This window comes from Nocardioides sp. (assembly GCF_035547795.1).
Taxonomy (GTDB): Bacteria; Actinomycetota; Actinomycetes; order Propionibacteriales; family Nocardioidaceae; genus Nocardioides.
The window spans coordinates 14,826-35,062 of sequence record NZ_DASZUF010000087.1; the positions used below are offsets into that span (position 1 = coordinate 14,826).

13 protein-coding genes are annotated in these 20,237 nt (G+C 72.9%); 8 read left to right on the forward strand and 5 right to left on the reverse strand.

All coding sequences use genetic code 11. The features are described from left to right. The 5 genes from VHA72_RS06370 to VHA72_RS06390 are packed head-to-tail and all read right to left on the reverse strand — an operon-like array spanning window position 1 to window position 8,846. Window positions 1-2,106: an alginate lyase family protein gene (locus VHA72_RS06370; protein WP_325573607.1), complete on the reverse strand. Its 2,106-nt coding sequence runs from the start codon at window positions 2,104-2,106 to the stop codon at window positions 1-3. Further along, the gene (locus VHA72_RS06375) at window positions 2,103-4,304 is read right to left on the reverse strand and encodes a bi-domain-containing oxidoreductase (protein ID WP_325573608.1); all 2,202 of its coding nucleotides are present in this window, start codon (window positions 4,302-4,304) and stop codon (window positions 2,103-2,105) included. Before VHA72_RS06375 ends, VHA72_RS06370 begins: the two co-directional genes overlap by 4 nt. Continuing rightward, the gene (asnB, locus tag VHA72_RS06380) at window positions 4,301-6,211 is read right to left on the reverse strand and encodes an asparagine synthase (glutamine-hydrolyzing) (protein WP_325573609.1); all 1,911 of its coding nucleotides are present in this window, start codon (window positions 6,209-6,211) and stop codon (window positions 4,301-4,303) included. Before asnB ends, VHA72_RS06375 begins: the two co-directional genes overlap by 4 nt. Next, window positions 6,211-7,518: a glycosyltransferase family 4 protein gene (locus VHA72_RS06385; RefSeq protein WP_325573610.1), complete on the reverse strand. Its 1,308-nt coding sequence runs from the start codon at window positions 7,516-7,518 to the stop codon at window positions 6,211-6,213. Before VHA72_RS06385 ends, asnB begins: the two co-directional genes overlap by 1 nt. Then, window positions 7,515-8,846, reverse strand: coding sequence for a nucleotide sugar dehydrogenase (locus VHA72_RS06390; protein ID WP_325573611.1), 1,332 nt, complete (start codon window positions 8,844-8,846; stop codon window positions 7,515-7,517). Before VHA72_RS06390 ends, VHA72_RS06385 begins: the two co-directional genes overlap by 4 nt. A gap of 113 nt (window positions 8,847-8,959) precedes the next feature. Between VHA72_RS06390 and VHA72_RS06395 the strand changes: the two genes are divergently transcribed. The 8 genes from VHA72_RS06395 (at window position 8,960) to VHA72_RS06430 (ending at window position 20,066) form a co-directional block, all read left to right on the forward strand. Next, a complete protein-coding gene (locus tag VHA72_RS06395; RefSeq protein WP_325573612.1) occupies window positions 8,960-9,613 on the forward strand; it encodes a sortase domain-containing protein in 654 nt (217 codons plus the stop codon). A gap of 30 nt (window positions 9,614-9,643) precedes the next feature. After that, a complete protein-coding gene (locus VHA72_RS06400) occupies window positions 9,644-10,447 on the forward strand; it encodes a 3'(2'),5'-bisphosphate nucleotidase CysQ (protein ID WP_325573613.1) in 804 nt (267 codons plus the stop codon). Between the two features lie 190 nt (window positions 10,448-10,637). Next, window positions 10,638-11,654: a phosphate ABC transporter permease subunit PstC gene (pstC, locus tag VHA72_RS06405; protein WP_325573614.1), complete on the forward strand. Its 1,017-nt coding sequence runs from the start codon at window positions 10,638-10,640 to the stop codon at window positions 11,652-11,654. After that, window positions 11,651-12,889 carry a phosphate ABC transporter permease PstA gene (gene pstA, locus VHA72_RS06410; RefSeq protein WP_325573615.1) on the forward strand — a complete coding sequence of 413 codons (1,239 nt, stop codon included), beginning with the start codon at window positions 11,651-11,653 and terminating at the stop codon, window positions 12,887-12,889. The genes pstC and pstA overlap by 4 nt, the downstream gene beginning before the upstream one ends. After that, window positions 12,886-14,550, forward strand: coding sequence for a phosphate ABC transporter substrate-binding protein PstS (locus VHA72_RS06415; RefSeq protein WP_325573616.1), 1,665 nt, complete (start codon window positions 12,886-12,888; stop codon window positions 14,548-14,550). The genes pstA and VHA72_RS06415 overlap by 4 nt, the downstream gene beginning before the upstream one ends. Next, window positions 14,547-17,174, forward strand: coding sequence for a hypothetical protein (locus tag VHA72_RS06420; RefSeq protein ID WP_325573617.1), 2,628 nt, complete (start codon window positions 14,547-14,549; stop codon window positions 17,172-17,174). Before VHA72_RS06415 ends, VHA72_RS06420 begins: the two co-directional genes overlap by 4 nt. Further along, window positions 17,171-18,097: a sortase gene (locus tag VHA72_RS06425; protein WP_325573618.1), complete on the forward strand. Its 927-nt coding sequence runs from the start codon at window positions 17,171-17,173 to the stop codon at window positions 18,095-18,097. The genes VHA72_RS06420 and VHA72_RS06425 overlap by 4 nt, the downstream gene beginning before the upstream one ends. 43 nt (window positions 18,098-18,140) lie before the next feature. Beyond that, window positions 18,141-20,066 (forward strand): substrate-binding domain-containing protein, encoded by a 1,926-nt coding sequence (locus VHA72_RS06430; RefSeq protein WP_325573619.1) that lies wholly within the window; start codon window positions 18,141-18,143, stop codon window positions 20,064-20,066. Window positions 20,067-20,237 lie beyond the last annotated feature (171 nt).

The following is a 20,237-nucleotide window of genomic DNA, read 5'->3' on the forward strand; positions in this document are numbered from 1 at the left end:
TCAGGACTCCGTCCGTGGTTGGTGAGCGACAGCGCCGGGCTCGGGTTCCTCGCGGGGCCGCACGACCCGCACCGAGCCGGGCACCGGCAGGGCGTGGAACTGCAGGCAGGTGCACAGCTCGACCTCGCCGGCCAGCTCGCCGGTGCCGAGGAGCGTGGTGGTCGGGACGCGTTCCCCGAAGCGCGGCGAGTGCCAGCCCAGGATCGGGTCGGTCTCGCCGTGGTGTGTGCTCCAGGTCAGCTGGTGCGGCAGCGCCAGCGTCGCGGACTGGCGGGCGCCGTCGCGGCCCGGCCAGCTGAGCCAGGCGGTGGCGCCGTCGAGCTGGACGTGTACGTCGGGGCCCAGATGCAGTGCCATCCGGGTTTCGTGCACGCGGTGGTCGAGTGCGGTGAGCATGTCGACCAGCGCGAGCTGCCGACTGCGGGGGGCGAGCGCCACCACCCGCTCGTGGTGGACGCCGAGCCGGTCGTAGCCGTCGTGGTGGCCGACCCAGGTCTGCCCCTCGGCCTCGATCCGGACGCCGTCGACGCCGGCCTCGGCGGCGCGCGACCACAGGAAGGGCCCGGCGGGCTCGGACTGGTCGACCCCGTCGATCTCGATGGTGTTGTGCGCCAGCGTGGAGCGGAAGTAGGCGCGCCAGGGGGCCTGGTCGTGGTAGCAGTACGTGCCCGGGTCGACCAGCACGTCGACTCCGTCGTACCGAACCTCGACCGCGAGCGCGTCGGCGTGGGCATGTGCGGCGATGCCGGGCAGCCCGTGCGGTCCGCCGTCGCAGCGGCACCAGATCTCCGGGCCGTCCTCGGGGGCACTGCGCAGCACGGTCAGACCGGCATCGCCGAAGACCCGAGGCGCGATCGGCTCCCGGCCCGCCGTGGTCGCGGTGCCGGCACGACCAGGCGCCAGACTGGCCAGCAGGGTGGCGGCCACGCTCGCCGATGGCGGCGTCCACCAGCCGGCGGTGCCGGTCAGCGCGGCGCCGACGTCGAGCAGCTGGGCCCAGGCCCCGCCGTCCGGGTCGTCGAGCAGCAGCGCACGGCCCTCGTCGCCGTCGCCCTGCCGGGGCGGCCTGCCGGCCACGTCGACGACCGCGGCGGCCGCGTCCACAGACGCGGTGAGCAGCCGCCAGGTGTGCTCCGGCAGAGGTACGCCGGCGGCGTCCGCCTCAGCCGCGGCGACCAGGCCGAGCTCAGTGACGAACCGGTGGTAGTCGCTGGCCTGCTCGCGGTTGAGCCCACTGGGGAACGTGTTGGCGGCCAGCGTCTCGGCCAGCTCGGCGGCGGCCTGTTCGCGCCAGGTGGCGCTCTCCTCGTACCACGGGAACGCGCATGCCGCGACCAGCCGGCCGGCGGCCTCGCCGATGGCATGGTTGTTGGCCGAGGTGCCCCTGCTGGGGAACGCCGCCAGGTAGCGCTGGTGCCACCACAGCTGGCGTTGCGCGTCCTCGCCGAACAGTCCCTCGACGCCGGGCCAGTCGGCCAGCAGCCGGCGCACCCACGCCCAGCTGATCAGCCGGATGCCCAGCTCCAGGCCGCTGGTCCAGTGGATGCCGCACAGGTGCGGGCAGGCCTCCCACCAGGAGCGCAGCTGGGCGGCGGCGACCACGGCGTAGACCTCCTCGCCGGTCAGCCACCACGCGGTGGCCAGCACCGTCACATGGTGGTGGCGGGACAGCTCCCAGACCTGCTTCACGTTGCCGGTGACGGTCTCGTCGCGTGGGTCGACCCGGAACGCGAGCCGGTGCTGCGGGGCGCGCCGGCCGCTGATCGGGTCGAGGAACCAGTCGGGGTCGAGCACGTCACCACGCTCCACGCCCAGCACCGGCCAGTGCCCGGCCAGGATCCGGTCGGCGGCGGCGACCACCGCCTCGGCGGCGGCCGGGTCGACCAGCTCCTGGGTGCCGGCCGGCAGCGGGGCCGGGCCGGGGCGGTCGGCGAGCAGGGTGCGCGGCAGCGGCGAGAGCTGGTGCGGGAGCACCTGCTGCCGGCTCCAGCTGAGCCTGCGGGCCGCGTCTCCGACCCGCTCGGCGACCTCGTCGGGCGACATCCGCCGCAGCCGGGCGGCGTACCAGCGCAGGCTGCCGGCGGGCGGTGCGGTGTGCGTGCTCACAGTGCCACCGTCGTTCCGCTCACCAGGCTGGCGCCGACCGCGAGCGTGGCCCGAGTGGTGCTCAGCAGGCTCGCCAGCGGGATCGGCATCGGGCCGCCGGTGCGGACCGCCTCGGCGAACGCCGCCAGCTCGGCGCGCTGGCCCTTGTCCTGGCCGAAGCGCTGGCGCCTCACCTCGCGGCCGCGGGGCGTCCACACGGTGGCGCTGGCGAAGTTGTCCAGCCGGGCGCAGCGGCCCTCGCCGGTCACGTCGAGCACCTCCTTGGGCGCCCGCGCGGTACCGCTGGCGGCATAGGTCAGCGACGCGGTCGACCCGTCGGCGAAGGAGAGCGTGGCCTGCAGGTCGCCCGCGGGGTCGCCGACGGCGTGCACGCTGGTCGGCGGCGCCCCGACCCAGGCGGCGAGGGTGTCGATGAAGTGGCCGCCCTCGCCGGCGAACCGGCTGCCCTCGCGGGCGGTGTCGCGGTACCAGCTGTCCGCGGCCAGCGGCCCGGCGTTGACCAGGTAGCGCAGTGCCAGCGGCGTCGTGGTCGGCCCGAACCGGCGCTGCAGGTCGACCAAGAGGGGCGCGAAGCGGCGGTTGAAGCCGACCATCAGCCGGTCGTTGCCGGTGCGCGCGACGGTCTCGGCGATGGCGTCCAGCTCGTCCTCGGTCAGCGCCAGCGGCTTCTCCACGAAGACCGCCTTGCCGGCCTCGAGCGCCTGGCTGACCAGGCTCGCGTGGGTGTGGTGCCGGGTGGCGATGAGTACGGCGTCCAGGTCGGGGTCGCCGAGGATGTCGGTCGCGTCCGTCACCGCGCGCTCGAAGCCGAACCGGCTGCGGGCGTTGGCGGCGCTGAGCGCCGTCGCGGTGGCCACCGCCCGCAGGTGCACGCCGGGGTCCTTCGCCAAGTGCGGCAGCAGCATCGACCCGGCGTAGTTGCCGGCCCCGATCACGCCGAGCCGGACCCGGCCGTCCGCCGGCCGGCGGGGGGTGGTCGTGACGGCCGGCATCGCCTCGCCGGCCGCCACGCTGGTGGGGGCGCTTCCGGTGGGGGCGCCCGTGGGACCCGTGGGATCCGTGGGATCCGTGGGATCCATGGGATAGGAGAACAGGAACCCGACCCCGCGCAGCGCGCCGGTGCGCAGTTCCTCGTAGGTCTCGGTGGCCGTGGTCACCGGCCGGACCTCGTCGACCAGGGTGGCCACGTCGAGCGACTCGGCGGCGATCAGGTCGAGGAAGCAGGCGATGTTGCGGCGCTCGGTCCAGCGGACGTAGCCGGCCGGGTAGTCCAGACCGTCCAGCTCGTAGCGGTCGTCGTACCGGCCGGGACCGTAGGAGCGGGAGAAACGCAGCTCCAGCTCCTTCTCGTAGTAGGCGTTCCAGGGCAGGTCGAGCCGGGTCTTGCCGATGTCGACGATCCGGCCGCGGTCCCGGGCGAGCTGAGCGGCCAGCTCGACCGGCTGGTTGGTGTGCCCGCCGGCGGCCAGGAAGACCACGTCGGCACCCTGCGCGTGCCGGCCACCGAGTGCCGTGCCGAGCGCGTCGACCGCGTCGGGCCCGGTGGCCAGCACCGCGCCCGCCTTCTCGGCCAGCCGACAACGCTCGGGCACCGTGTCGACGCCCACCACCCGCACGCCGGAGGCGACCAGCAGTCGGACCACCAGCTGCCCGACCAAGCCGAGGCCGATCACGCAGGCGCTCTCGCCCAGGGCGGCCTCGCCGCGGCGTACCCCTTGCAGGGCGATCGCCCCCACGGTGGCGAACGCGGCGTGCTCCGGCGCGACCCCGTCGGGCACCGCCACCACCAGGTTGGTGGGCACCCAGTTGACCTCGGCGTGCAGGGCGAACTCGTTGCCCGCGCAGGCCACCAGGTCGCCGACCGCGAACTCCTCCGCGCCCTCGCCGACCGCCTCGACCACGCCGCACAGCGAGTAGCCCAGCGGCGTCCAGCGCTCCAGCTTGCCCATCGCCTTGCGGTACGCCGCCAGCGGGCCCAGCTGGGCCGCCGACTCCACCACCTTGCGGACCTGGTCGGGCCGGGCCTTGGCCTTGCCGACCAGGGAGAGCCGGGCCTCGCTGACCTTCATCAGCTCGGTCCCGGTGGAGATCAGCGAGTAGAGGCTGCGGACCAGGACACCGCCGGGCCGGCACGCCGGCTCGGGTACGTCGAGGACCGTCAGCTCACCGCTGCGGTAGTTCTGGGCCACCTGCTTCATGCCGCCACTCCTTGCGTCCGCATCCCACGCAGCCACAGCTCGAGGGTGAGCAGCTGCCACAGCTGAAGGGCCAGGTCGCGCCGGCCGGCGCGCTGGTCGTCGACCAGGCGGCGCAGCGGCTCGGGGCGGAGGAACCCGCTGCCGACCAGCTCGCCGCCGAGCAGGGCGTCGTCGACCAGCGCGCGCAGGTCCTGGCCGAGCCAGGCTCGGATCGGCGCGCCGAACGACGCCTTCGGCCGGTCGATGATCGCCGCCGGCAGCCACGCCCGGGCGGCGTCCTTGAGTGCCGCCTTCTGGGTGCGGCCGGCGATCTTCGCGCGGCCGGCCAGGCCGAACGCCGCGGCGAAGACGACCGGGTCAACGAACGGCACCCGCACCTCGGTCGAGGCTGCCATCGAAGCCCGGTCGGTGTAGGTCAGGTTGAGCCCCGGGAGGAACATCCGGGCGTCGGCCAGGCACATCCGGTTGACCCGGTCGAGGCCGGCGGGGGCGTCGTCGTACACCGCGCGGTGGGTGTCGATCGCCTGGCCGACGGCGGTGTCGAGCGCGGGGTCGAGGAGCGCGCCCAGCTCGCCGGGGGCGTAGAGCGAGTAGGAGCGGCGGAACGCCTCCTCCTCGCCCAGCTCGGCGAAGTCCAGGAAGCGCCGCGCCCAGCGCACCGTGCGCAGGCCGCGTCCGGCGGCGGCGACCGGCAGCGCGGCGGCGGTACGCCGCGCGGCCGCGCGGGCCGGGCGAGGCAGGCGCTGGTAGCGGCCGGCCAGCAGGCAGGCCAGGTGCTTGCGGTAGCCGCCGAAGAGCTCGTCGGCGCCGGTGCCCGAGAGCATCACCTTCACCCCGGCGGCCCGCGCCTGCTGGCACATCAGGAACGTGTTGATCGCCGCCGGGTCGCCGATCGGCTCGTCGAGCGTGGCCACCATCGCCGGCAGCAGGTCGGCGATCTCGGGCCGCAGCTCGATCTCGTGCAGCCGCAGGCCGAGGTGGCGGGCCAGCAGCCGGGCGTAGCGGGCGTCGTCGGGCATCGCCTCGAGGTGCTGGTCGCCGGCCCGGAACGCGATCGTCCATGCCTCGATGTCGGGGCTGCGCCGCTGCGCGAGCGCGGTGACGATGCTGGAGTCGAGGCCGCCGGAGAGGAACGTCGCCACCGGTACGTCGGCGACGAGGTGGGCGCTGACCGCCTCCTCGATCACGGCGCCCAGGTCCGCCGGGGCGCCGTGCGCGGCGGTCTCGGCGATCGCGACCGGGTCCCAGAACGTGCCCGACCGCACCTGTCGGCCGGGCCGGTAGGTCACCCATGTGCCCGGCGGCACCTGCTCGACCCCGGCCACCGCCGAGCGGGTCGCGGGCAGCCAGCGGAACAGCGCGGCCGCCACCATCGCGGCCGGGTCGACCCGCAGCTCGGAGCCGACCACCGCGGTCAGCGCCTTGAGCTCGGAGGCGAACAGCAGTCCGTCGCCGCGCGCCATGGTGTAGAGCGGCTTGATCCCGAGCGGGTCACGGGCCAGGGTCAGCTCGCCGGTGACCTCGTCGTGGATCGCGAGTGCGAACATCCCGCGGAACACGGCCAGCGCGGCGGGCCCCCACCGGCGCCACGCCTCCAGCACCACCTCGGTGTCCGACCCGGTGGTGAACCTGACGCCGTGCTCGACCAGCTCGGCGCGCAGCTGCCGGAAGTTGTAGAGCTCGCCGTTGTAGACCAGCGTCAGCCCGTCCCGCCGCAGCGGCTGGTCGGCCGCCGAGGTCGGGTCCAGGATCGCCAGCCGGCGGTGCCCCAGCACCACGGAGGCGGTCGGCGTGACGTGCTCGACCAGGCCGCCGGCGTCGGGCCCGCGGTGGGCCAGCCGCTCGGTCATCGCGGCGACCAGCTCCTTGCCGTCCTGCTGCCCGAAGGCGCCCGCGATCGCGCACATCACCCCACCCCCGCCGAGAGGTCACTTGTGGCGGGTCGAGGGGTCACTTCCTGCGGCTCGAGCGCGCCCTGCCGCTGCTGTGGTACGGCGATCCCGCCGACCCCGGCGGACACCCGCCCGGTCAGCTCGTCGTAGACCCGCAGGTACGTCGGCGCCTGGTGCGCCCAGGCCAGCGACCGCTCGACCCGCTGCATCCCGACCACGCCCATCCCCACCCGGCGGGCCGGGTCGTCGATCAGGTCGAGGAGCAGATCGGCGTACGCGCCGATCGGGTCGGCGCAGCGCGGGTCGGCGTAGGCGGCGGCGTTCCCGGCAGAGACCTGGGTCTCGACCAGGTCGAAGGCGAGCACCGGCAGCCCGAAGGCCATGTACTCCATCGTCTTGTTCATCGTGGACAGGTCGTTGAGCGGGTGGCGCGGGTCGGGGGAGAGCCCGAGGTCGGCGGTGGAGAGCACCGCCGCCAGCTCGGCGTCGCTGACCCGACCGGGCAGCTCGACGTGGTCGGCCAGGTCGCGCCGGTCGCGTTCGGCGACCAGGTCCCACCAGCAGTCGCCGCGTCCCATCAGGGTGAAGGCGATGTCGTGCCGGCCGCGCCGGTGGATGACCTCCTCGGCCACCGCCAGCACCACGTCGACGCCGTCCTGCGGGCCCATCACGCCGACGTAGGCCACCAGGTGCCGGTGGCCCCGGCGCAGCTCCGGCTGCGGCGGGACCGGGGCGCAGCGCACCGGGTCGGGCCCGGTGCGCACCACGCTGACCCGATCGGCCGGTACGCCGCCCCGCTCCCGCGCGATCCGGGCGTAGGACTCGTTGGTCGAGATCACCCGGTCGGCGGTGCGGAACGTCGCGCGCTCCAGCGCCAGCAATCCGCGGTGGAGCAGACCCGAGCCGCCGGGGAAGCGCGACTCGAACAGCTCCGGACACAGGTCGTGGTGGTCGAAGACGAAGCGGGTGTGGTCGCGCAGCCGCAGCCAGCGCGCGATCGGCCAGAAGATGTCGGGCGGGTTGCAGGCCTGCATCACGGCGAACCGGCCCGAGCGCCGGGCCCGGGCCACCAGCCACGCGGTGGCCAGGAACGACCACACGTACTCCAGTGCGAAGCCGAGGGCGCTGCCTCCGGGCGCATAGGGCTTGTACGCGAGGATCCGGACGCCGTCGACGGTCTGGCGCGCCCCGGTGCCGTGGCCCTGCGGGCACACCACCGTGACGTCGTACCCGGCCTCGCGCAGCGTCGTGCACTCCAGCCACACGCGGCGGTCGAAGGGGACCGGCAGGTTCTGCACGATCACCAGCAGTCGAGTGCTCACCAGCCCACCCCCGTGTAGCCGGTGAGCGACTCGACTGCCGTCCCGAGACCGCCATGCAGATCGATGAGGTACGGCGGGTTCGCGGCCACCACCGCGGTGGTGATGGTCAGCGCGGCGTCGGCGACCAGGACCACCTCCGCGCCCTCCAGGGCCTCGGCGGGGTCGGCCGCGAGCAGCGCGTTCAGGTGCGGCAGCCGTTCCTGGACGTGGCGCAGGTTGGCTCCGGAGAGGCGCTCGGGGTTGACGATCCGGTCATAGATGCGGACCTCGAAGCCCTTGCCGATCAGGCGCTCGGCCAGCTCCACGCTGGGGCTCTCGCGCAGGTCGTCGGTGTCGGACTTGAAGCTCAGTCCGAGCAGCGCGACCCGGTGGGCGCCGGAGTCGATGACCCGCTCCACCACGTCGCGGACCACCAGCTCGTTGGTCTGCGCCGTGCCGGCCAGCAGCGGCGCGTCCACGCCCAGGGTCCGGGCCAGGTGCTGCAGCGAGCGCAGGTCCTTGGGCAGGCAGCTGCCGCCGTAGGCGAACCCGGGCCGCAGATAGCTGGGCGCGATGTTGAGCTTGGTGTCGGCGCAGAAGACCTCCATCACCTCGCGGGAGTCGACGCCGTACCCACGGAAGATCCGGGCCAGCTCGTTGGCGAAGGAGACCTTGGTGGCGTGGAAGGCGTTGCAGGCGTACTTGAGTGCCTCCGCGGTCGGGATGCCGGTGTGGTGCAGCCCGACCGGCCGAGGCCGGTTGGTGAGGAACGCGAACAGCCGCTCCAAGGCGGCGCCGGTCTGCTGGTCGGCGGTGCCGAGCACCACGAAGGGCGGGGCGAAGAAGTCGGCGACAGCGCAGCCCTCGCGCAGGAACTCCGGGCACATCGCGGTGCCGATCGACCAACCCGCCGGCGCCTTCGCGAAGACCGGGGCGACGCGCGTCTCGCCGGTGCCCGGCGGCACCGTGCTGCGCACCACCACCGCGTGATGGCCGCTCTCGGGTGGGCTGACCTGCGGCAGCGCCGCGGCGATCTCGGCGAGGACGCCGTCGAGGTAGCGCAGATCGGTCTGACCTTGCGCCCCCGACGGCGTCCCGACGCACAGCAGCGAGACGTCGGCCCGATCGAGCGCGTCCGCCGCCGACGTCGTCGCGCTGAGGCGACCTGACTCGACACCAGCACGGACGAGCTCGACGAGTCCCGGCTCGACCACCGGGCTGTCGCCGACCGTCACGGTGGCGACCTTGACGGGGTCCACGTCGACCCCCACGACGTCATGACCGACGGCCGCCAGGCCGGCGGCCGTGACGGTTCCGACGTACCCGAGACCGAAGACGGCTACCTTCATCGAGACCTCCCATAGCTGGATGACCAGACCGTCGCCCGGCGGGCATCGCGGCGCGGGGCTTCCGGCCCGGCTATCCCCTGAATTGGGGAGTACGGCGTGGGTACCTCGAGCTGGTGAGGAAGCGCGCGCTGGGTGTGGTGGTGGCCCTGGTCCTGGTGGGCATGCTGGTCGGCGTCGGCCCGACCTGGGCCGGGCACCCGACCTGGTGGCCGAGCCGGGCGAAGTCGGCGCAGATCGCCAGCGACGGCTCGCCGCGCGACGCCCGGCTGACCATCCCGCGGATCGGCATCCACCGGCTGCGGGTGGTCGACTACCGCGGGGTGACCGACGACGCGCCCGGCACCCGGATCCAGAACCGCGGCATCGCCGCCAGCCCGCACGGCCCCCACGGCGGTGTCGGACCCGGCGGGATCGGCAACTACCAGATCACCGCGCACCGCACCGCCCATGGCGGCGTCTTCCGCCGGACACCGTCGTTGCCGCGTGGGGCCCGGATCCTGGTCGACGCCGGGCGGTGGCGTTACGTCTACCGGGTGGTCCGGACCCGCTGGGTCGACTTCCGCTCGGCCCGCTCGCTGCGGCGCCAGCGCGCGGCCGTGCCGGGACACCCCGGCGCGACGCCGCACCGCGGCTACCTCACCCTGTCGACCTGCGCCACGCCCGAGGACCACGCCCGTGGCGACTTCTGGACCGATCGGCTCGGGAACCCGCAGCACCGGATCGACAAGATCGCGGTGCTCGTCCGGCGGGAGCCGCGACCACGCTAGTCACCCGGCGGTCTCGGTAGGGTGGCCGCCATGAGTGCGCTGCCGCCGACCGCCGAGATCCTGGCCGACGACCACCTGCTGGCCGCGTGGCTGGCGGAGGAGGCCGGCCGCCGGCTGCTGGAGGTGAGGGCCGAGGGGCTGGAGGGCAAGGCGCTCAAGGACGCCGGCGACAAGGCCGCCCACGACCTGCTGATGGAGCTGCTGGCGGCGTACCGCCCCGACGACGCGGTGCTCTCCGAGGAGGCGCTCGAGAACGCCGCCGACAAGGACCGCCGGCTGAGCGCGGAGCGGGTCTGGATCGTGGACCCGCTGGATGGCACCCGGGAGTTCTCCGAGCCGCCCCGCGACGACTGGGCGGTGCACGTGGCGCTGTGGGGCCGGGGGGAGTCCCGCATCGGCGGGCTCAGCGCCGCAGCGGTGGCGCAGCCGGCGCTTGGCGAGACGTTCCGCACCGGCAACCCGCCGGTGGTCCCACCGCGCAGCCACCAGCGGCCGCGGATCGCGGTCAGCCGCAGCCGCCCGCCGGCGTTCGTCGAGGCGCTCGCGGCCGAGCTGGACGCGGAACTGGTCCCGATGGGCTCGGCCGGCGTCAAGATGATGTCGGTGGTGCGGGACCTCACCGACGCCTATGTGCATGCCGGCGGGCAGTACGAGTGGGACTCGGCGGCCCCGGTCGCCGTCGCGGCCGCGGCCGGGCTGCACACCAGCCGGGTCGACGGCTCGCCGCTGCGCTACAACCAAGACGACGTCTACCTGCCCGACGTGGTGGTGTGCCGGCCCGAGCTGGCCGAGGCGATCTTGGCGTTCATCGCGCGGCACGGCGTCGAGGGCTGACCTGCCCGTCCTGACCATCGGGCGTTAGCCCGTCCGGGCTAAGGGTCCGGGATTCCGCGGCGTTGTTCGCCAACTGACGTCGCGCTGTTCGTCGCCCGTTCACTGTGGTGGGGGCTGTTGGTTCGGTGCGGTCCTGAGACTTCCCTCGTTTCAGTGACCGCCTCTCGGGGCCACCAGCAGAGAGTCTCAGGTGACCACCCTCCCGTTGCACGACCCCGCGGCTGACGCCCGGCCACCCGCCGAGCCGCGCCGCCTGTCCCGGAGGCCCCGGGGCGGGGACGCCGTCTTCGCCCAGTCCTTCCGGGCGGTCGGTGCCTCGGTGCTGGTGATCACCGGCGGGATCGGCCTCTTCCTGGCCTATCAGTCGGTGCCCACGCTGCGGCACTACGGGCTGCACTTCCTCACCACCCGGGACTGGAACCCCGAGGCCGACAAGGTCGGCATCGCCGCCGTCCTGGTCGGCACCATCGAGGTGGCGCTGGTGGCGATGGTGATCTCCTTCCCGCTCGCGCTGGCCACCGCGCTCTACATCACCGAGTACGCCGCCCCGCGGCTGCGCGCGACCCTGGTCGCAGCGGTCGACCTGATGGCGGCGGTGCCCTCGATCGTCTACGGGCTGTGGGGCTTCTTCCTGATCCAGCCGCACGCCGCGGGATTCGCGCTGTTCCTGCAGCGCAACCTCGGCTGGTTCCCGCTGTTCCACGTCGGCGCGGACCCGCATGCCGCGGTCCCCGACATGAGCCGCTACACCGCCAGCGCGTTCATCGGCGGCGTCACGGTCTCGATGATGGTGATGCCGATGGCCTGCTCGGTGATGCGGCAGGTCTTCAGCGAGACGCCGCAGGGGGAGAAGGAGGGCGCGCTCGCGCTCGGCGCCACCCGGTGGGGAATGATCCGCACCGTCGTGCTGCCCTTCGGCAAGGGCGGGATCATCGGCGGCACGATGCTCGGGCTGGGCCGGGCGCTCGGCGAGACCATCGCGGTGCTGCTCATCATCAGCCCCGAGTTCGTGATCAAGGGCCGCATCCTCGAGATCGGCTCGGAGACGGTCGCCGCCCTCATCGCCGGCCAGTTCGGCGAGGCCACCGGCATCCAGCTCTCCGCGCTGCTTACCGCCGGCCTGGTGCTGTTCTGCATCACCCTGCTGGTCAACACGCTGGCGGCGGTCGTGGTCAACCGGAGCCGATCGGGGGCGCAGACCGCATGACCACCGTCGCCGAGCCTGCCCAGCCGACCGCACGCAGCCAGCCCGTGCGCACCACCCTTCCGACCCGGGACGCCGACCGGGTGCCCGCCCCGCGGCTGGGCCTGGGCAGCCTGCCGCTCGAGCAGCGCTTCCTGACCTGGGGTGCCCGGCTGGCGGCCGTCGCGATCGCCTGGGTGGTCGTCGGCCGGCTGCTGCCGGTGCACGGCCCGGCCTGGTTCCTGGTCGTCGCCGCCCTGGCCAACGTGGTGGTCCTGGCCGTCGGCACCGCCGCCCTCGACCACCGCAACGTCGCCGTCTCCGACCGGGTCGCGCAGTGGGTCGTCTCCACCGGCGCGGTGGTCGTCTTCGCGGCGCTGGTCTCGGTGATCGTTTTCGTGATCGAGCGCGGCTGGCCGGCGCTGCACCACCTCAACTTCTTCACCAAGGACATGACCGGCGTCAGCGCCACCGACCCGCTGGACAAGGGCGGCATCCTGCACGCCGTCCTCGGCTCGCTGATCGAGCTGGGCATCGCCTCGGCGATCGCGCTGCCGCTGGGCGTCGGCACGGCGGTGTTCATGAACGAGGTCGGCGGGCGGTTCGCCACCGTGGTGCGCACCGTCGTCGAGGCGATGACGGCGCTGCCCGACATCCTGGCCGGCCTGTTCATCTACACCGTCTGGATCATCGCGCTGGGCTTTCCGCGCTCGGGCCTGGCCGCCGGGCTGGCGATCACGGTGATGATGCTGCCGATCATCGCGCGGGCCTCGGACGTGGTGCTGCGGATCGTGCCGGGCACGCTGCGCGAGGCCTCCTTCGCCCTGGGCGCGAGTCGCTGGTCGACGGTGTGGCACGTGGTCCTGCCGACCGCGCGGCCGGGGCTGGCGACGGCGCTGATCCTGGCCATCGCTCGCGGGGTCGGGGAGACCGCGCCGGTGATGATCACCTCCGGCAACGCAACCTTCATCCACCTGGACCCGACCACCGGCGTGATGACGTCGCTGCCGCTGTACATCTTCACCGCGGCCCGCAGCGGCATCCCGCTGGCCATCCAGCGCGCCTTCGGTACGGCGGCGGTCCTGCTGCTGCTCGTCCTGGTCCTGTTCGCCATCGCCCGGGCGCTCGCCCGGCCGCCGTCGACGAAGCTGTCGCCGCTGCGCCGGCTCCGTTCCGCCGCCCGCGCCGCGGTGGGCACCGCCCGGACCCGCGGCACCAGACCGACCCCTTCGACCCCGCTCGCCGAGGAAGCCCTGTGAACCGCCGTCACCTCACCCGCCGCGCGTCCGCGCTGCTCCGCGTGCTCGTCGTCGTCCTGCTCTCCCTGGCGGTCTCCTCGCGGCTGGTCGGCCCGGCCTCGGCCGAGTACGCCGAGATCGAGGGCTCCGGCTCGACCTGGGCCTACACCATCGTCCAGCAGTGGATCGCCGACGTGTCCGCGGCCGGCATGCAGGTCACGTTCAACAACAACGGCTCCTCCCAGGGCCGCAAGGACTTCGCCAACAGCGTGACCGACTTCGGCGACTCCGACATCCCCTACCAGGGCGTCGACCCGGTCACCCACCAGTCCGACTCGAGCCAGCGGCCCTACGCCTACCTGCCGGTGGTGGCCGGCGGCACGGCGTTCACCTACCACCTCACCGTGGCCGGCAAGCTGGTGAACAACCTGCGGCTCTCCGGCGAGACGATCGCCAAGATCTTCACCAACCAGATCACCAACTGGAACGACCCGCAGATCACCAAGGAGAACGGCGGGCACGCGCTGCCCTCCCTGCCGATCACTCCGGTGGTGCGCTCCGACGGCTCGGGCGCGACCGCGCAGTTCACGCTGTGGCTCGATCACGAGTACCCGTCGATCTGGCGTCCGTACAACGGCGCGTCCGGATTGACCTCGCTCTACCCGCGCAAGGGCCGCCAGATCGCCGCGTCCGGCGACGACGGGGTGATGAACACCGTCGACTCCGCGGCCGGCAACGGCACCATCGGGTACGCCGAGTACTCCTATCCGCTCAACGCGCACTACCCGGTCGTCTACGTGGAGAACAAGGCCGGATACTACGTCCAGCCCACGCAGTACAACGTCGCGGTCGCGCTGACCAAGGCGCGGATCAACATGCAGAAGACGCTGCCCAACGGCCAGCCCAACATCGACTACCTGACCCAGGAGCTCGACGACGTCTACACGTTCAACGATCCGCGGTCCTACCCGGTCTCGTCGTACTCCTACATGATCATCCCGACCAGCTCGACCGACCAGCGGATGAACTCCGCGGCCAAGCGCCAGACCCTGGCCGACTTCCTCAGCTACGCGCTGTGCACCGGGCAGTCCAAGGCGGGTCCCTACGGCTACTCGCCGCTGCCGCTCAACCTGGTGCAGGCGGCGTTCGGCCAGGTCGAGGACCTCGGTCCAGCGGCGACGCCGTCGCCGGTGCCGGGCGTCAACATCAAGAACCCGAGTGACAACCTGGCCAGCTGCGACAACCCGACGTTCGTCAAGGGCAACCTGGCCGCCAACCACCTCGCCCAGATCGCGCCGATGCCGTTGCCGTGCCAGAAGGCGACCGCGCAGCCGTGCGGCGACGACCAGACCCCACCGGGCACGCCGGCCGGCAACGGCGCCAAGGTGAGCACGAAGTCGACCGGCTCGACGACGACGCCGGCCACGCCGACCGGCACGGCACCGACCGGCGCGCCACCGCCGACCGCGGCCCCCGACCCGGCGACCGGCGCGGTCGCCACCACCGCCACCGCCGCCGCTGGCGCCACGCCGGCCACGGCGAACGCGATCGAGGTCTCCGCCCAGCGCTCCGGCGACAACCGGCTCTTCGGCGCGGTCGCGGTCGCCGAGCTGGTCGCCATCGTGCTCCTCCCCGGCGGGTACGTCGCCTGGCTGCGCCGCCGGCGCGGGGGTGCCTCGTGAGCCGGCTGCTGCGGGTCAGCGCGCTGCTGAGCGTGCTGGCCTGGGTCGCGGCCGCCGTCGTCGTCCTCCTGCCGAGCGGACAGGCCGCGGCGACGGACGCGCCGAGCGGAGACGGCCTGTCGCTGACCAAGACGCTGACCCGGCACTGGTTCGACCCCGACCACGGCGGCGCGCCCGAGTCGGACAGCCGGACGGTGACGGTCAGCGTCGACCGGCACACGAACCTGCAGGCCCGCGAGCGGATCCACGTGTCGTGGACCGGGGCGCACCCGACCGGCGGTCGGGCGGCGAACCCGCTCGGCGGCGCCGGCTTCGACCAGGAGTACCCGGTGTTGATCCTGGAGTGCCGCGGCACCCCCGACCAGGTCACGCCGCGCACCTGCTGGACCAGCAGCGCCGCCGAGCGCACCTCGAAGGTGAGCAACTCGCAGGCGGTGTGGCGCTCCGACGCCGAGGCCGACCCCGCCGACACCGGTCGGGTCAGCGGGCTCAGCGACGACGAGATCGTCACGCTGCCCAGCTACTGCGACACCACCGTCAGCACGCAGTCGTTCCACATCACGCCGTTCGTCGCCGCGAACGGGAAGTTCTACGACGGCTGCGACTCCCAGGGCATGCCGCCGGAGGCGACCGGCACTGACGTGGACCCGCCGAACGAGATCGCCGCCTTCACCGACCTCAACGGCACCGGCAGTGCGAACGTCGAGGTGCGCACCGCGACCGAGAACGAGTCGCTGGGCTGCTCCAGCACGGTGGCGTGCACGCTCGAGGTCATCCCGATCATGGGGCTGAGCTGTGCCAGCGCGACCGACCCGTTCTGCAACGCCGACCCGACCTACTTCGCTGGACAGTCCTATGACGGCGATGGCGCCGCGCCCGCGCTGACGCCGCACTTCTGGTGGTCGGCCTCCAACTGGGACAACCGGTTCGCGATCCCGCTGACCTTCGCCACCCCGCCGAGCGTGTGCACGCTCAGCGCCGTCGGTGCGCCGGTGCCGTTCTACGGCTCCGAGCTGCTCAGCCAGGCGGCGCTGCAGTGGACCCCGGCGTACTGCCTGGACAAGGACCGGTTCAACTGGCAGGACAACATCCAGCCCGACGACGCGGCGTTCACGAACATGACCTCCGGCGGCGGTGCGGTGGCGGCCGAGGTGTCGGTGCGCGAGCCGGACGACGAGGGCATCGCCTACGCGCCCACCGCCGTCACCGGATGGGGGATCGCGTTCGACATCGATCGGCCCTACAACCAGGGCGAGCAGACCTCGCTCAAGCTCAACGCGCGGCTGCTGGCCAAGCTGCTGACCGAGTCCTATCCGGGGCCGTCCTACGGCCAGCAGCGGCCCGGGCTGGAGCACAACCCGACCACGCTGCTCGCCGACCCGGAGTTCCAGCAACTCAACCCGGGCCTGAGCGGCCAGGTGGCGACCGAGGCCGCCGCCACGCTGCTCAACCTCAGCATCAGCTCCGGCGTGGTCACCCAGCTCACCTCCTACCTGGCGGCCGACCCGGACGCGATGAGCTTCATCGACGGCAAGCCGGACCCGTGGGGGATGGTGGTCAACCCGGCGTACAAGGGGCTGAAGCTGCCGGTCAGCACCTGGCCGCTGCTGGACACGTGGTACCCCTCCCACACCGCCGACACCTGTCTCAACCAGGCGGCGGAGTCGCAGGTGCCCTACCTGCCGCGGGTCGCCTCGCCGGTCTCGTCGTTCCGGCTGATCGCCACCGCGATGCTGCTCAACTGGCCGGAGGTGCAGCAGGTCTCGCTCGACGCCGGCACCAACCAGTGCACCACGGCGCGTACGCCGGTCGAGGGGCTGGGGTCGCGCTTCATGCTCGGCGTGGTCACGCTCGGCGACGCACAGCGCTACGGGCTCAACCTGGCCGCGCTGCAGGCCGCGCCCGGGCACTACGTCAGCCCGACCAACGACGCCATGGCCTCGGCGATCAAGATCGCCACCACGGCCGACCAGAAGGCGCAGAAGAAGGCCCAGAAGAAGGCCCAGAAGGCGCAGAAGAAGGCCGGAAAGAAGGCGGCGAAGGCCGCCGTGCCGCTGACCCCGATCGCCGTCGACGAGAAGGACCTGCGGGCGAGCACGACGGCGTATCCCGGCACGATGGTCGTCTACACCGCCGCGAAGACCACCGGACTGCCGAAGAGGACCGCCCAGGAGGTCGCCCAGTTCATCCGGGTCTCCTCGACCGAGGGCCAGGTGCCCGGCCGCGGGAACGGCCGGCTGCCGGGTGGCTACCTGCCGATCACCAAGACCGGCGTCACCGCCCGGCTTTACGCCCAGGCGCAGGCCGCCGCGAAGGTGATCGCGGCGCAGAAGGCGCCGACGACACCGACCCCGTCGAGCACGCCGACGCCGAAGGCGAAGCCCACCGGATCGGCGTCGGTGGCGCCGCCGCCGGCCACGCCGCCCGCGGCCGCGCCGACCCCGGTGGCCACGGCCGCGCCATCGGCCACCACCGTCACCGACGCCGCCCCGATGGTGCGGACGGCCGCTGTCACCTCGGGGCTCGGCGGTGGGCTGCTGCCGGTGCTGATCGTGGTGGGGCTGCTCTGCGGTGCGATCACGCTGGGCGGCCGGGTCTGGCTGTTCCTGCGAGGTGCCCGATGAGCGTCGTGGCAGCGCCGCGCCGGGCTCGTCGGCCGATCCGACCACGCGCGCATCCGATCCGGCCCGGCGACGTCGAGGAGACGATGGCGATCGCCTCCACCACCGCGGCGCTGATCGCGCTGGTATGCGTCTGGGCGCTGCTGCAGATGCTGGTGCTCGGGACGCTGGCCCAGCAGCGCGACCAGCACCTGCGCTACGCGGAGTTCCGCAGCGAGCTCGCCCAGGCGACCGCGCCCACCGGGGAGCTGGACTACCGCGGCCGTCCGATCGCGCCGGGCTCGCCGGTGGCGCTGCTCTCGATCCCGCGGCTGGGGCTGCAGCAGGTCGTGGTGGACGGTACGGCGTCGGGCGACCTGATGGCCGGTCCGGGGCACCTGCGCAGCACCCCGATGCCGGGCCAGGCCGGCGTGTCGGTGGTGATGGGGCGCGGCTCGACGTACGGCGCGCCCTTCCGGCGGCTCGCGACCCTGTCGGCCGGTGACCGCATCACCGTCCAGAACGCCACCGGCAAGGTCAGCTACACCGTGCAGGACGTCCGCCGCGCCGGCGACCCGATCCCGCCGGCGCCCAGCGGTGCGACCGCGGGCCGGCTGACGCTGGTCACCGCGCAGGGCAGCGGCTTCATCGGCGCGGTGAGGCCCGGCTCGGCGGTCTACGTCGACGCCACCACCCAGCAGGCCACCCCGGCCGGGGTGGTGGCGGCCGCGGTGCCCTCCTCCGAGCAGGTGATGGGCCGTGACAGCGGGGCGCTGCCGCTGCTGGTCCTGCTGCTCGCCGTGCTGGCGGGGCTCGTCCTCGCCGTCAGCGTGGCGCGCCGGCACGTGCGCGCGGTGCTGGTGTGGACCTGCGCCACGCCGGTCGCGATAGCGCTGGCCTGGGCCGTGACCGACCAGGTCATGCGCCTCCTACCGAACTTGATGTGACGACACATCGAGACACCCGAGAAATGGAATCAGGGAGCAACTGATGTTCACTCGCAAGAAGCGCGCCGGGCTCGGCGCTTCACTCGCCGCGGCCGCGGTGGTCGCGTCGGGTCTCGCGCTGGTGTCCGGTTCGCCGGCCTCGGCGACGACCAGCGTGCCGACCGCGACCGCCGACGACGCCTACGTCAACTCCGGCTACAAGTTCGGCGACACCCTTCCGGAGAACGCCCTCGTCGGGATGGGCTCGGACACCATCCAGTTCGTGATGGGGCAGCTCGCCGCGAAGTACAACGAGCAGCTGGCCGCCGGCACGCTGCCCGCCGCCGAGCAGGCCGCCAACTCCACCGACACCAAGGTGATCTCGCTGGCCGCCTGCGACCCGGAGACCCTCGGCGCGGCGAACTCGCTGGGCCTCACCGTCGGTGTGGCGTTCAACAAGCCCTGCGTCTGGCAGGGTCAGAACTCCGACAACCCGATGAACCTCAAGGACTTCGAGGGCAGCTCGGGCACCCCGACCACGCCGCTGCAGAACGTCACCTCGGCCAACGCCTCGGCGCTGCACCAGCTCGGCTTCACCCTGCCGACCAGCAACGGCGTGACCTCCGGACTGACCTCCAACATCGCCCTCGACGGTGACTCGGGCTCCGGTGCCGCCTCCCTCACCAAGGGCGACACCAGCAACACCGCCGAGGCGCCCGGCACCAAGGGTCCCTACCTGTCGATGGCGTTCTCCCGCGCATCGGGAACCCAGCCGGGCAAGCACCTGGAGGGCTACCCCTTCGCGCTCGACTCGATCGTGATGGTGACCTCCAAGAACAGCAACGCCCCGGCGACGCTGACGCCGCAGGAGGTGTGGGGCATCTACACCGGCGTCTACACCAACTGGTCGCAGCTGGGCGGCAAGCCGGGCGCGATCCACGCCCTGCTGCCGGCCAACCCGTCCTCGGGCACCCGCAAGACGTTCACCACCACCATGCTCAAGGGCTGGGGCGGTGCGAACCCCGACGCCGCGAACGGCGGCACCAACCTGTTCGGCTCCGACGTCTCCACCACCTGGACCGACGGCGCGGGTGCCTCGCACCAGGTCATCGAGCACGACCCGACGCCGGTGGCGGACGACCCGAACGCGATCGCGCCGTTCTCCTGGGGCCGGGTCGCGCTGACCGGCAACCTGGTCAACGTCGAGAACGGCATCCGCTACGACCGCGAGGTCTACAACTACTTCCGCACCTCCGCCGCGCCGGAGTCCGCCGGCGTACCGAGCAGCTGGCTGGCCGGCTCCCCGCTGGTCGAGTCGATCTTCGGTGAGAACGGCTGGATCTGCAGCAGCGACGAGGCCAAGCAGATCATCGAGGCCAACGGGATGTTCCCGCTCGCCTCGACCGCGACCGGCGGCACCTGCGGTGCCGCCGCCGACTACACCGGCGACACCAACAAGAAGGCCGTGGACGCCCCGGTGACCACCCGGACCACCGTCGTGGTCAGCGGCAACACCGCCACCGCCCTGGTGCAGGCCAACAGCGGTACGCCGACCGGCTCGGTCGTCTTCTCCCTGGCCAACGCCGCCACCGGCGGCAACCAGGGCGCCGCCCCGATCACTGTCCCGCTGACCAACGGGCAGGCCGTCTTCCAGATTCCGGCCGGTCTGCCGGCGGGCACCTATCACGTGGGTGCGGCGTACGTGCCGGACTCGAACGCCTTCGAGACCAGCTCCAACGGCAACACCAACCTGCCCTCGGAGGACAACCGGATCACCGTCGCCGGCGCCGGCAGCACGCCGGTGGTGACGCCGACCCCGACCAAGACCAAGGCGCAGCTCAAGCTCGCCAAGGACAAGGCCGCGCTGAAGAAGGCGAAGAAGGCCTACAAGAAGGCCCACGGCGCCAAGAAGGCGAAGCTGAAGAAGAAGATCGCCAAGCTCACCAAGGCGGTCAAGAAGGACAAGAAGAAGGTCAAGGCCGGCAAGTGAGCCGCGCCGTGCATGACACCGTCGCATGACACCGTGCCGGCCCGGGGGCGGTCACGCTCAGCGGCGGCGGCACGGCCGGCCCCGCGAACAGCGGTTGCTCGGAGATCACCTGGGTCACGTCGTCGTCGGACGCGGCGGCCTGTGTCATCTGGTCGGGACTCCTCGCGTGTC

What these genes read in the sequence shown, in the direction of transcription:
- VHA72_RS06375 (WP_325573608.1), bottom strand. Translation starts at nt 4,304, where the DNA reads ATGAAGCAGGTGGCCCAGAACTACCGCAGCGGTGAGCTGACGGTCCTC.
- asnB (WP_325573609.1), bottom strand. Translation starts at nt 6,211, where the DNA reads ATGTGCGCGATCGCGGGCGCCTTCGGGCAGCAGGACGGCAAGGAGCTG.
- VHA72_RS06390 (WP_325573611.1), bottom strand. Translation starts at nt 8,846, where the DNA reads ATGAAGGTAGCCGTCTTCGGTCTCGGGTACGTCGGAACCGTCACGGCC.
- VHA72_RS06400 (WP_325573613.1), top strand. Translation starts at nt 9,644, where the DNA reads ATGAGTGCGCTGCCGCCGACCGCCGAGATCCTGGCCGACGACCACCTG.
- pstA (WP_325573615.1), top strand. Translation starts at nt 11,651, where the DNA reads ATGACCACCGTCGCCGAGCCTGCCCAGCCGACCGCACGCAGCCAGCCC.
- VHA72_RS06425 (WP_325573618.1), top strand. Translation starts at nt 17,171, where the DNA reads ATGAGCGTCGTGGCAGCGCCGCGCCGGGCTCGTCGGCCGATCCGACCA.
- VHA72_RS06430 (WP_325573619.1), top strand. Translation starts at nt 18,141, where the DNA reads ATGTTCACTCGCAAGAAGCGCGCCGGGCTCGGCGCTTCACTCGCCGCG.